Source organism: Roseateles sp. (assembly GCF_039929605.1).
In the GTDB taxonomy this organism is placed as follows: Bacteria; Pseudomonadota; Gammaproteobacteria; order Burkholderiales; family Burkholderiaceae_C; genus Pelomonas.
In genome coordinates this window covers 14,653-27,822 of the sequence record NZ_JBDSQX010000199.1, presented here as the reverse complement: position 1 = coordinate 27,822, position 13,170 = coordinate 14,653, and the positions used below count along the sequence as shown (strand labels likewise).

The 13,170-nt window shown below is 67.9% G+C and carries 7 protein-coding genes; 3 read left to right on the top strand and 4 right to left on the bottom strand.

The window, feature by feature from the left end; translation table 11 throughout:
- Positions 1-39 precede the first annotated feature (39 nt).
- Both ABIS05_RS26890 and ABIS05_RS26885 read right to left on the bottom strand, forming a co-directional pair.
- The gene (locus ABIS05_RS26890; RefSeq protein ID WP_348009735.1) at positions 40-2,631 is read right to left on the bottom strand and encodes a zinc-dependent metalloprotease; all 2,592 of its coding nucleotides are present in this window, start codon (positions 2,629-2,631) and stop codon (positions 40-42) included.
- 94 nt (positions 2,632-2,725) lie between these two features.
- Positions 2,726-6,511: a glycosyl hydrolase family 8 gene (locus ABIS05_RS26885; RefSeq protein ID WP_348009734.1), complete on the bottom strand. Its 3,786-nt coding sequence runs from the start codon at positions 6,509-6,511 to the stop codon at positions 2,726-2,728.
- Positions 6,512-6,766: 255 nt separating this feature from the next.
- On the opposite strand from ABIS05_RS26885, the gene araD reads away from it, so the two are divergent.
- The 3 genes from araD to ABIS05_RS26870 are packed head-to-tail and all read left to right on the top strand — an operon-like array spanning position 6,767 to position 10,369.
- The gene (gene araD, locus ABIS05_RS26880; RefSeq protein ID WP_348009733.1) at positions 6,767-8,491 is read left to right on the top strand and encodes an L-arabinonate dehydratase; all 1,725 of its coding nucleotides are present in this window, start codon (positions 6,767-6,769) and stop codon (positions 8,489-8,491) included.
- Between the two features lie 11 nt (positions 8,492-8,502).
- On the top strand, positions 8,503-9,213 hold the full coding sequence (locus ABIS05_RS26875) for a ribonuclease activity regulator RraA (protein WP_348009732.1): 711 nt from the start codon (positions 8,503-8,505) through the stop codon (positions 9,211-9,213).
- A 1-nt stretch (position 9,214) separates the two neighbouring features.
- Positions 9,215-10,369, top strand: a complete 1,155-nt coding sequence (locus ABIS05_RS26870; RefSeq protein ID WP_348009731.1) for an ROK family transcriptional regulator — start codon at positions 9,215-9,217, stop codon at positions 10,367-10,369.
- Between the two features lie 293 nt (positions 10,370-10,662).
- Here the strand turns inward: ABIS05_RS26870 and ABIS05_RS26865 are convergent, their stop codons facing one another.
- Together ABIS05_RS26865 and ABIS05_RS26860 are read right to left on the bottom strand one after the other, a co-directional pair.
- Positions 10,663-11,838 (bottom strand): hypothetical protein, encoded by a 1,176-nt coding sequence (locus tag ABIS05_RS26865; RefSeq protein WP_348009730.1) that lies wholly within the window; start codon positions 11,836-11,838, stop codon positions 10,663-10,665.
- Between the two features lie 373 nt (positions 11,839-12,211).
- Positions 12,212-13,048, bottom strand: coding sequence for a hypothetical protein (locus tag ABIS05_RS26860; protein WP_348009729.1), 837 nt, complete (start codon positions 13,046-13,048; stop codon positions 12,212-12,214).
- Positions 13,049-13,170 lie beyond the last annotated feature (122 nt).

Sequence of the window (13,170 nt, the reverse complement as noted above, 5' to 3'; positions counted from 1 at the left end):
GCCCGGGCGCGGGCGCCCCCTCAAAGCCGGGTCTCGGCGTCAGTCCGCGCCCTGCCCCGCCACATGTTCATTGCCGGGCCAGCAGGCCTGCGAAGCCGGGTCTTCTTCGGCCTGGTTGCCGATCAGGCGCAGCAAGGCCGCAGCCGGGTTGGCGGCGGGCGCGAACCGGGGGTCCAGGGCCTTGGCGATGGTGTCGGCCAGGGCCTGCAAATGGGCCCGCCGCGTGCGGTCACCCCGAGCGGCACCGGCAGCGATCAGCCCCTTGAGCTCTACCAGCTCGGCCCGCATGCCGGCTTCGCCGTCGTCCTGGCCCATCAGGTTGATGCCGTTGAGGCGGGCGGCCAGCGTGTCGACATAGTTGCGCTGCAGGCTGCGCCGCGCGGCCGGGATCGGCGCGGCGCCGCCCAGTTCGGTGAACACGCTGCGGCGCAGGTCGGCCAGCAAGTCCTCCAGCCGGTAGGCGCGGGCGCCGAGCTGTGCCTCCTGGGCCATCAGGCGCTGCGTGCGTGACGGGGCCAGCAACTGGCGCAGCAGGCCGCGCTGGTTCATGCCCAGCGTCAGCGCCTGCTCCGACGCGGTCAGGCGTTGCACGATGGCCGGGTCCAGCAGCCACTGCGGCATCGCCAGCCCCTGGTCGGTGAGGAACTTCACCGCCTGCAGCTGGCGCTCGCGCGGTACCGGCACGGCGATGGCGCCGGGCTGGTCGTTGTGCTTGTTCTGCACGTCGTAGCCGCCGACGATGGACGCGACATGGCCAATCTCGCGCGACCACTGCTGCCAGGTCGCGCGGTACAGGCGTTCCAGCAGTTGGTCGTCCTTGCCGTCCTGCGGCACGACGTCGGGCAGCATCTTCATCACGCGCTGCAGGTTGCGCAGGCCCAGGCCGGTGGCCGTCACCGCATCGGCATCGCCCACGGCTTCAGCGTTCTGGCCAAAATCTCCGCCCATGGCCTTGGGCGAGTCGAAGCGCAGCCACGGCGTGGCCTGCTGCTCGCGCGCCCACAGGTTGAGTTGCTGGCGCTCCTCTTCAGGCGTCTTGGCACTCGGGATGGGCGTGTAGCCCCAGCGCGTGGCGAACACGTCGTACGGCCCGATCTTCGGGATCAGCAGCGCTGGGTCGACCTTGTCCTCGGGCTGCGCGACGTAGTTGAAGCGGCTGTAGTCCATCAGCGACGGCGTGTGCCCCATCGCCTTGAGCCACTGCGGGTCGCGCAGCTTGGCCACCGGGTAGAGCGAGCTGCTCTTCATGTTGTGCGGGAAGCCCAGCGAGTGCCCCACCTCGTGCGTCACGACCATGGCCACCAGGTCGCCCATCAGGTCGTCCGGCAGCGGCAGCTTGCGGGCGCGCGGGTCCAGCGGCCCGACCTGCGTGACATACCAGTCCTGCTGCAGCTGCACGATGTTGTGGAACATCACGACGTTGGCGTTCAGGATCTCGCCGCTGCGCGGGTCGGCCAGGTGCGGGCCGTAGGCATTGGCGATGGGCGAAGGCACCCAGCGGATGACGCTGTAGCGCACGTCCTCGGGGTCGAACTCGGGGTCCTCCTCGGCTGTGGGATAGGGCCGGGCCTGCACGGCGTTCTTGAAGCCGGCCGCCTCGAAGGCCGCATTCCACGCCTCGATGCCCTTCTTCACATGAGGCACCAGCGCCGTGGGCGTGGCGCTGTCGATGTACCAGACGATGGGCTTGACCGGCTCGCTGAGCGCCGCGTCGGGGTCCTTCTTCTCCAGGCGCCAGCGGGTGATGAGGCGCTCGCGGCGGGCCTCCTGTAGGCCGTCGCCGAAGTCCGTGCGGCTGATGCTGAAAAAGCCGACGCGGTCGTCATGCAGGCGCGGCTTCATGGGCTGCTGCGGCAACTGCACGATGTTGTAGGCGAGGTTGAGCGACACACTGCGCGAAGGTTGCATCTGCGGCACGATCGGCACGCCGGGCACCGTGGGCGTGGGCACGGGACCGACGGTGTAGGTCTGCACGGCGTCTACCCGAATGCTGCCCGGGAAGGCCTTGGTCTTCTCGACGTAGCTGCGGCTGGCGTCCACCGAACCGCGCACCAGCGTGCGGGCGCTGAAGTCGCCGATCTCCGAGCTGAACAGCCGGGTGACTTCGATCACCGGCGCGCCGCCCTTGCCGAAAGCCTCGACGGGGAACACCGCCAGGATGGCGTCGCGCTGCGATTGACGCACCGCATCGGCCAGCACATTGCCGGGTGCGGTGACGGCGCCGTGGGACACCAACTGCAGCAGCACGCGGTTCTGGTGCAGCACGAAGCGCAGCACGTCCTGGTTGAGCGCGAGGCCCACGTGCTCGAGGCCGGCCGGCACGGCCGTGGCGTTGGCCACCATCAGCAGCGGCTGTTCCAGCAGCGCCTTGGGAATCTCGAAGTACAGCTTGTTCTTGAGGCTGTGGACCGCGAAGAGGCCCCGCTGCGTCTTGGCCTCGGCGGTGATGACCTTGTTGAAGGGCTTGGGCTCGGCCGGGTCTGGCAAGACCACGGGGGGCCGCACGGCCGCTGTGACTGCGGACGCGGCTGACGTTGGAGGCGCAGGCGGTGTCTGAGCGAAGGCCTGGCCGGCGGCCAGGACGAGGGTCATCAGTGCGAGCCGGACTCGGCCGCAGTTGTCGTTGTTCATTGCCATCCCTTGGTTATCGCACCGCGATGTTAGGGATGCCAGCCACCCTCAATGAGTCACCGGCTTGAGATTCTTCACGTCGGGCGCGGCGGCTTCACCAGGCCTTGAACCGCCCCGTGATGTGCAGCATGGCCATGAACTGCAGCAGCCCGTCGTAGTAGCGCCATTGGCCGGTGGGCGGCGCCAGCGCCCAGAGGTCGTCGACGAAGCGCTTGGCCATGGGCTTCTCCACCAACAGCGCCGCGACGGCGTTGCTGGCCATCAGCCCCTTGCTCGGCTCGTCGTTCAGCGGCTTGCCATCCACCGTGTAGAGGTGTGTGTAGGGCTGCTTCTGGGCCGTGAAGAAGCTCAGCAGCCTGGTGCTGAGGCCGGCGGCGGCGGAGTTTTTGCCCCACCAGGCCTGGTCCACGCTCCAGTTCACCGCCGTGCGGAAGGCGTCGTAGCGGAAGTCCTCATGGCCATCCAGCACCTTGGGGCGGCCGTCGAACTCGGCGTAGTCGGGCGTCAGGCCGGTGCTGGGGTGCGCGGCCTTGTTGAAGTAGGCGCGGCTGATGTCGGCGATCTCGCTCCAGCGCTGGCGGTCCTCGGGCTTGGCGGCGCGCCGGGCCCAGATCTCGTAGAAAGCCGGCAGGTGGTAGGACGGGTCGCTGAAGTCTGCGGCCCTGCCCACCGGCACGAAGACGACCTGGCCGTGCTGGGGCGAGAACATCGAGCGGGCGCCCTCCTTCACGCCACCGTTCATCGTCTCCTTGTGCAGCATGGCGGTCAGGATCTCCTGCGCCTGGGCGTTGTAGTCGTAGGACCCATTGCCATTGCCCCAGCGCGCGGCGGCCATCAGCAGCGCGGTGGCGAAATACTCCTCGCCGTCCGAGGCCGGCACAGCGTCCTTGTCGCAGCCGGTGGGCTGGCATTGCCAGCGGAAGTAGCTCTGGCGCGGGCCTGCGGCATAGCGCATGTGCGTCCAGGCCCAGTTCCACAGCGCGTCGAACTCGGCCTTGCGGCCCATCTGCACGGCCACCATCATTCCGTAGGACATGCCTTCGCTGCGCACGTCGGCATTGTTCACATCCAGCACATAGGCCGCCGGGCCATTGGGCGTGGGCGCTGCGGCGAAGACGATGCGCTGGTCCTTGCCGCCCTCGAACAGCGACTTCCAGTAACCGTCCAGCTTGGCGGTGATGTCGGCCTCGCTGATCTCGAGGCGGACCTCGCGCAGCAGGTTTCGGTAGTTGCCGGTCAGCGCCGCGCCGGCCGGCGCCGAGGCACTGATGACGGGCACCAGCTCCAGCTTCTGCAGCACGGCGTTGTCGTCCAGCCGCCAGATCCGGATGACGTGCTTGCCCGCCGGCAGCGTGACCGCATCGGCGCGCAGCACGAACTCGTTGTTCATGACGGCGCGGTACCAGTCCTTCTTCTCCTTGGTATTGGCGTCGTTGGGCGTGGGGGTCAGGTTTAGCGTCAAGGTCTGCGCCGGACGCTCGCCGATGGCGACGGCAATGCGGACGCCGCCGGTCTTGCCCACGTCCAGCGTGGGCAGCATGTGCAGCTGCAGCTGCCAGGTGCCGGGCTGGGCCAGGTCCACGTCGTACTCCAGCCGCACGTCGTCGGCCACCGTCGTGGGCGCGCGGCCCTGCGGCAGCGCCACGACGGCGCCCTGGCCGTGGCCGAGGTTGGGGATGGCCGTCCAGGCCAGGCCCTTGGCGCTGGTGGCGCGGGCGAACTGCGTGGCCTCGATGACGCGCGCGCCGGTCGCCCCAGCGCTCGCCGTGACGGTCAGCTGCCGCGCGACGGCGCTGGCGTCCGCCGTGCCGGCCAACCTCTGCACGGCCGGCATGGTGTTCTTCCTCGGCTCTTGCCAGTTGGTGTAGCCGATGTGGGTCTGCAGCATCATGCCGTCCCACTTGCCGCCCGCGAGGGCGTGGTACTGGTCGCTGATGGCCTGGTCGCGGGCGAAAGCGGCCTCGGCGCGGTCAGCAAAGACGTTGGCGCGCGGGTCGCCGGCCTTGGCGAGCTTGTTGTTCCAGGCGGCCGCGTAGTACAGGCGGTAAAGGTTGGCGAGCGCGATGACCGGGTGCTCGACGAGATGGAAATAGGCGTCACGCTGGTCGGCCGGCAGCGCGGCTTTGACCTGAGCGACGCGCGCCTCCAGGGCGTCCCACTCGGCCACTCGGCGGCCGAAGTCGCCGCCGTCCAGCGCGTCGGCAGTGGCGTTGCCGAGCGGGAAGCTGCCCGGGTCGATCAGCTCGGGCTTGCGCCGCGCCGCGTACTGGCTGTAGCGCGTGACCAGCTCGCCGATCTCCGCCGCCTGGGCAGGGCCAAAGGTCGCCGCCGCCCAGTCCTTCGGGTAGGCCGCCAGCGCGGCCGGCGTCATGCGCTCGGGTGCCCAAGCCATGTCGAGGAAGAAGCTGATGGGGAACTCCATCGGCTTGATGTCGCCGACGTTGACGATCCACAGCGCGTCGGCGCCGTGCGCCTGCGCCAGATTCATCTGCTGCCAGACCTTCTCGATCTGGTTGGTGTTGAGCCACTTGTAGTTGCGCGGCGCGCCGACGTAGTCGAAGTGGTAGTACACGCCGTAGCCACCCTTGCGCTTGGCGGCGGCGCTGTCCGGCAGGCGGCGGATCTGGCCCCAGTTGTCGTCGGCGAACAGCAGCAGCACGTCGTCGGGCACCTTCAGCCCCGCGTCGTAGTAGTCCTGCACCTCCTTGTAGAGGGCCCACATCTGCGGCGTCTTCTCGGCCGGCTGCTTCGTGACGTCGGCAATGATCTGGCGCTGGTCCTTGACGATGGTCTCCAGCAGCGTGGTCGCCGTGCCTTCGCTCATCGGCTCGTCGCCGTCGCCGCGCATGCCCACGGTCACCAGCGTGTCGAAGGCGGTGACGTCAGGCCGGCCCATCATGCGCTGCATGCCGCCGCGCCAGAACTCGCGCAGCTCGGGCGCGTTCTTGGCGTAGTCCCAGGCGCCGCCCTTGGCGCGGGCCCATTCGTCATGGGCGCGGCTCAGCGGTTCATGGTGGGAGGTGCCCATGACGATGCCCATCTCGTCGGCCAGCACCATGTTCTTGGGGTCGTCGGCGTTGAAGGCGCGCGGCGACCACATGGCCGGCCACAGGTAGTTGGCCTTCAGGCGCAGCAGCAGCTCGAAGACGTGTTCGTACATGCCCGCGTTGGCGCCGCCGAACTTCTTCTCGGCCCAGGTGCTGAGCGCCGGCGCCTCGTCGTTGATGAAGATGCCGCGGTACTTGACGACCGGCTGGTCACCGCGCGCGCCGGCGGTCACGAAAATGTCTGACCGCTTGGCGACGGGCACATCTGCCCACCAATGCAAGGGGCTGACACCGATGCGGGCCGACAGGTCGTAGGTGCCGAAGACGGCGCCGCGCCGGTCCGAGCCGATGATGACCAGTGCGCGGTCCACGCCCTTGAAGGGCTTGTCGACGACGACCTGGCGGTAGGCCTCCCACGCGCCTTTGAACCCCTTCAGGTCGGCCGACTTGATCTTGCCGACGGCGACCAGGCCATCCACCAGCGGGCTGCGGCCGAGTTCGCCGACGACGACGACCTCGCGCGGTGCACCGGCCACGCTGCTCAACTGCGCGGCCGGCCGGCCGGACACGGCGCCCAAGTCGGCCGCGAAACTGCGGCCGACGTGCTTCAGCGCCGGGTCAGCGCCGGCCTCGACAATGACGGCCGCCGGCTGGCCGGCGCGCACCAGGCCGAAGCTCTGGCCTGCATCCCGCGCACAGACCGACGCCGGTGTGTCGCAGGCCATCGCGCCCACGCTGGCCACGGCCAGCACCAGCCCAAGGACCAGCCCGAAGGCGCGCTGCCTGCACCGCGACGGCAGCGGCCGGGGCCTGGCTTCTAAAATGAGAGTCATGGAATCAAATGGTTGCGCGATCATTCAGAGTCTACAGAGATGCTTTCTCCCGATTACCCCTGGGAAACCACTAAGTTCATCGCTAGGACAAATCCATATGATAGCGATACCAATTTGGATATCCTTTAACAAAAGAACAGGTCGCCGCCTCAACCTTGACATGACGACTTCCACCCACAGCACGCCCGCCGGCATCCGCCCCGCCGCCCTGCGGGACGCAGCCCTCGGCCGCATCGAGGCCAGGGAACAGGCGCGATGAAGAAAGTCGAAGACCTGCGCAGCGGGCGCTGGTTTGCCAAGGACGACTTCCGCAGCTTCGGCCATCGCAGCCGCGTGCTGCAGATGGGCTACGGGCCGGAAGATTTCATCGGCAAGCCGGTCATCGCCATCGTCAACACCTGGAGCGATGCCAACCAGTGCCACACCCACTTCAAGCAGCGGGTGGAAGACGTCAAGCGCGGCATCCTGCAAGCCGGCGCCTGGCCGCTGGAGCTGCCGGCCATTTCGCTGAGCGAGAGCATGGTCAAGCCGACCTCCATGCTCTACCGCAACTTCCTGGCGATGGAGACGGAGGAGCTGCTGCGCAGCCACCCGGTGGACGGCGCCGTGCTGATGGGCGGCTGCGACAAGACCACGCCGGGCCTGCTGATGGGCGCCATCAGCATGGGCCTGCCCTGCATCTACCTGCCCGCCGGGCCGATGCTGCGCGGCAACTGGCGCGGCCAGGTGCTGGGCAGCGGCAGCGACGCTTTCAAGTACTGGGACGAACGCCGCGCCGGCCGACTCTCTGACAAGTCATGGGCCGAGATGGAAGCCGGCATCGCGCGCAGCCACGGCACCTGCATGACGATGGGCACGGCCGCCACCATGATGGGCATCGCCGAGGCGCTTGGCCTCACGCTGCCGGGCGCCAGCAGCATCCCTGCGCCAGATGCGAATCACCCGCGCATGTCGGCCGAGTGCGGCCGCCGCATCGTGCAGATGGTTTGGGAAGATCTGACGCCGGCGAAGCTGCTCAGCAAAGGAAGTTTCGCCAACGCAATCGCCGTCGCCATGGCCATGGGCTGCAGCACCAACGCCATCATTCACCTGGTGGCCATCAGCCGCCGCGCCGGGCTGCCGGTCACGCTGGACGACTTCGACGCGGCCAGCCGCCATGTCGGCGTCATCGCCAACATCCGGCCCAGCGGCGATGCCTACCTGATGGAAGACTTCTTCTACGCGGGCGGCCTGCCTGCGTTGATGAACGTGATGAGGGACAAGCTGGACCTCACTGCGCTGACCGTCAACGGCCGCACGGTGGCCGAGAACATCACCGGCGCCGAGGTCTTCAATGCCGACGTGATCCGCCCGCTCGACAACCCCATCTACGCCGAGGGCGCGCTCGCCGTGCTGCGCGGCAACCTCGCGCCAAACGGCGTCGTCATCAAGCCCAGCGCCGTCGCGCCCCACCTGCTGCAGCACACCGGCCGCGCGCTGGTGTTTGATGACTACCCGAGCCTGAAGGCCGCCGTCGACAACCCCGAGCTGGACGTGACCGGCGACGACATCCTCGTGCTGCGCAACGCCGGCCCCAAGGGCGCCGGCATGCCGGAGTGGGGCATGCTGCCCATCCCGACCAAGCTGCTGAAACTTGGCGTGACCGACATGCTGCGCCTTTCGGACGCCCGCATGAGCGGCACTAGCTACGGCGGCTGCCTGCTGCACTGCAGCCCCGAGGCCTTCGTCGGCGGCCCGCTGGCGCTGGTGAAGACGGGCGACCGCATCACCGTCGACGTGCCGGGTCGCAGCATTCACCTCGAAGTCAGCGAGGATGAGATGGCCGCCCGCCGCGCCGCCTGGACACCGCCACCCGCCCGCTACGAACGCGGCTACGGCTGGATGTTCGGCCGCCACATCCTGCAAGCCCACGAAGGCTGCGACTTCGACTTCCTTGAAACCAGCTTTGGCGCGCCGGTGCCGGAGCCGGTCATCTATTGAGCCTCAACAACATGAACCCCGACACCCGTAAAAAGCTGATGGGCGTCAGCACCGCCACGCTCTGCACCGCGCTGTTCAAGCGCGGCCTGCGCGGCCAGTTCATCCAGGACGTGCGCCCGCTCAACGCCGGCCTGCCGAACATGGTCGGCCCCGCCTACACGCTGCGCTACATGCCGGCCCGCGAAGACCTGAACGGCATCGCCGTCTTCCAGGACCGCGCCCACCCGCAGCGCAAGGCCGTAGAGGAAATTCCTGCAGGCTCGGTGCTCGTCATCGACAGCCGCAAGGACGCGCGTGCCGCGTCGGCCGGCGGCATCCTCGTCGCGCGGCTGATGGTGCGCGGCGCGGCCGGCGTCGTCACCGATGGCGGCTTCCGCGACAGCCCCGACATCGCCAAATACACGATGCCTGCCTACCACTCGCGCGCCAGCGCCCCCACCAACCTGACGCTGCACCAGGCCATCGCCATCAACGAGCCCATCGGCTGCGGCGACGCGCCGGTGTTTCCCGGCGACGTGATCGTCGGCGATGCCGAGGGCGTCATCGTCATCCCGGCCCACATCGCCGACGACGTCGCTAACGAAGCGGTCGAGATGACCGTCTTCGAGGACTACGTGCAGGAGAAGGTCATGGCCGGCCGCAGCGTGCTGGGCCTGTACCCGCCGACCGACCCCGATGTGGCCGCCGACTACGCCGCCTGGCGTCAATCCAAAGGACGCTGAAATGCTGATGAAAGCCATGCCGATGAAAGCCGAGAGCAGCAGCGGGCAGGCGCAGCTCAAGCGCGCCAACCGCATGGCCTTGATCCGCCAGTTGCGCGTGCAGCCGGGCCAGTCACGGGTGGACCTGGCCCACGCGCTCAACCTGACGAAATCCACTGTCAGCGCGCTCGCGCGTGAGCTGATCGACGAGGGCTGGCTGCTGGAGCGCGAGGTGCTCATCACCGGCGACGTCGGCCGCCGCCCGACGCCGTTGTTCGTCGACCCGACGCGGATGCTGCTGCTGGGCGCTCAGGTGGGCATCGGCCACGTGCGCGTGGTGTTGACCTCGCTGACGGGCGAGGTCCTGTCGGCCAGCAGCGCCACCTACGACACCGACCGGGAGGTCGACGTCTGCATCCTGGCGCTGACCCGCACGCTGCTGGACACGACCGAGGCGCTCGGCGAGACGCAGCGCATCATCGGCATCGGCCTGGGCCTGCCCGGCGGCGTGGACCAGGCCCACAACCAGCTCGTCTTCGCACCTCACCTCGACTGGCACCATGTGCCCTTTGGTGCGCTGCTGCAGGCGGCGCTGCGTGGCACGCCGCTGTCCGGCGTGGCCATCTTCATGCAGAACGATGCCGATGTCGCCGCTCTAGGCGAGACCGAGTTCAACCCTTCGCCCATGGCCGATCCGCTGCTGCTGGTGCTCGTCGGCGAAGGCGTCGGCGCGGGCCTCGTCGTGGGCGGCCGGCTGCTGACCGGCGCGCGCGGCCTGGCCGGCGAGGTCGGCCACATGGTGCTGCAGATCGACGGCCCGCTCTGCTCCTGCGGCCGCCGCGGCTGCGCGGAGGCGCTCATCGGCAGCCGCGCCCTCATGCAGCAGGGCGAGCAAGCACCGACCCCTGCTGCCGTGGCCAAGGCCGGGCGTTACCTGGGCGTGCTGCTGCAGAACCTGGCCGCCGCCTATGACCCGGCCTGCATCGTGCTGGGCGGCGCCGCAGTGGCCTTGGGCGACGCACTGCTGGCGCCGGTGCGCGAGACGCTGCAGCAGTACGCCCAGGCGGCGGGGCTGTCTGAGCCGGCGCTGCGCGTATCCCGCTTCGGGGACGACGCGATCGCCGTCGGCGCTGCGGCGCTGGCGGGCTACCGGCTCACGCAGCCGACGCTGGGTTGAAATGAAAGTGAGCCCCCGCCCGGTCTTTCGCCGCTGAACGCGGGCCAGCCCAGTCGGTCTTGCAGACCGCGCAGCCGGCGGAGCGGCAGCTCTTCGGCAGGCGCGCCAAGTCCACAGGACTTGCCGTGTCCGGCCTCAGCCTCCGGGGGGACGGCGATGCTTGCCGGATCGACCGGCAAGCACATCGCCCACCGGGCCGGCTTGGGGCGGCCCGGCGCTCGGCCCGAAGGCTCTTTCATGCGTCGCGGGTGCCGCGAATGCTGAATGGATAACTGAGGTGGTGAGGCTGCAGCTCAGCGGCCAGCCCGCTTCTTGATCCGCTCGAGGCCCGCCTTGGCCAGGCCCAGCGTGCGCTTCGCGGCATCCTCGATCTGGTCGGGCGCCGGCAGCTTGTCCTGCGCCCATGACGCGGCCTTCTGCACGGTCTGCTGCACCTGCGTCGCGGCTGTGCTCGTCGCGGCCTGCAACTGCTCGGGCGACGGCAGGCGCTCGCGCGTCCAGTCGGCGGCGTCCTTGGCTGACGTGCTCAATTGCTCGGCACCCGACTTGGCACCGTGCCAGGCCTTGCTCGCCACGGTGCCGGCTGCTGCTTGCAGTTCCTCCGGCGACGGCAGGCGCTCGCGCGTCCAGTCGGCGGCCTCCTTGGCCGAATTGCCCACCTGCTGGGCCGCCTTGCCCGCACCCGATCTGGCCATCGAGCTGGCCGTGCCCCACGCCTTGGTGAGCGGTCCGTCCGGCTCTTGTAGCAACAGCGCCAGGCTGGCCGCCAGCGCCGCCTCCTCGGCCTCGGTCAGCGGCCCGCCGGCTTCCAGCAGCCGGCGCAGGAACTCGCCGAGATCGGTGGCGATGGCGGGGTGGTTGCAGTCGGGGTTGGCATGCAAGAAGGCCGACAGCTCGGCCGCCATCTCCTCGACCGAGCCTTGCATGACGCCCGGCTCGATCTGCGCGATGGCCTGCGTGACGAAGGCGGCGTCCAGGCCCCAGTCACCCACCAGGTGCTGCACCAACGCCGCCCGCTCGGCGGGCTCGACGCTGCCATCCACCGCGGCCAGCCGCAGCGCCAGCGGCGCGATGAGGTCGAACAGGGCCAGGCCCAGCGCGTCCAGCGGCGTGTTCAGGAACTTTGGGATCTCGATGATGCGCGAGCCCTTGGTGTCGCCCAGCCAGCGGTACAGGCCGTAGCAGGCGCCGCCGGAGGCCACGGCAGCGAGTGCCACCCAGCCGATGGGCGTGGTGGCCGCACCGATGCCCAACACACCCGACTTCACGAGGGCCGCCCCCGCGCCTGCGGAGCCCAGCACGTCCCACACCTCCCGGGTGCGATTGATCATGCGCAGGGAGGCATAGGCGTTCTCGCCGATGGCCAGCTTGGCCTTGAAGCGCAAGGGTTCGGCGACGACTTGCGCCACGCCTTCGAGGGCGGTTTGGGGTTCGGTTGGGTCCACTGTCGGCGGCTGTTGGGTGTTCATGGCGGCCGAGCATAGAGCCAGAGGGTGAAGGGGCAGCGCGCCTGGAAGGGCTCGTCAAGGCGGCCATGCAGCATTGCTGGGCACCAGTTCAGCTATCTATGGCGCTGCGTTCTGCGATACGTCGCCCAAGGCGTCGTAGCTGAAGCTACACGCGGCGCCGCCGACGCACGGCCGTCAGGTGGTTGGAGGTCGGGTTGAAGGTTCAAGTTAGGGGTTTAGATTCGACCCCGATCCTGCGGGATTTCATCTCCTAGCCGCAGCCCTGGCCAACGCTCAAGACGTTGGGGTTCGCTTTGCTTGCCCCAACCTACCGGGCTGTTTCCTGCAGATCACGTGCGACCAGAGGTTGTACGACGCCGAATCATGAGTTGTATTAGCGCACGGAACTCGAACTGCTTGAACTCGAAGCAGAACCATCTGGCTCACCTTGAAGTGCTTCTGCCAATCCAGAAAGGGCTTCAAGCTTGACCCACCCTTCGGTGGTCAGCGCTTCGATGGCCGTACGAGGTATGGCCGACGTGGTTTTCCCCCCCATTGTCTCACTGGGATCTTGTTCCCATTTCAAGCCGTGGCTTTTTCTGAAGCGCAAAACGATGGCCAACTCCCCAATTTCACTGGGTTCGGGCCTATCCCTTAGCTTGCCGACATCCCCATAGATTTTGATGAAGTCTGCGGGCGACTCTCTTAGCAGCGCGTACTTCTTGGCTGTTGGCTTGTCAGGCGTCCCATGCACGACCTTTTCCGATGCCTTGTTATAGGCATCGCCCGTCGCGCCACCCACTATCGTGCCGGAGCCGCCGCGACCACCAAACTGCGGAAGCAGGCCTGTGGTCTGAATGCTTACCAAATTCGTATGGGAGGTTGAGTGATAGAACCAGCAATCTTCGTCGTCGGAGTCGGAGTCGGAGTCGGAGTACGAGTGCGCGCTTGAGCTTGAACTGGAACTCGCATTTGCCGCCGCGCTGGCTGGCAGCGGCACAAGGCTCGATCCGTCCACTAGCTTTCTCATCAAGAACGGCCGGGCCGGTTTCAGGTTGGTAGCCAACTTCTCTTTGAATTCATCCTGGAGACCGGCCAGGGCTGGGTGTGGGCTGGGTGACGGAATCTTTGCGTCATCCCTGAATGCAACCCAGGAAGCTCTCACATTGAGCCAAGCTGCGCGGGATGGACTCTCTCCATACGCTTTGATGGACGTATCGAGTGCCTGCATCTTTGGGCTGCGGGACGGGAAGACGCCTCTGCTAAGGCGAATCCAGACTTCATACTTTGGTATCAAAGGGGCCTCCTGTAGGGTCGAAAGACGAGATCCGAATGCCGACTGTTGTCGCTTCG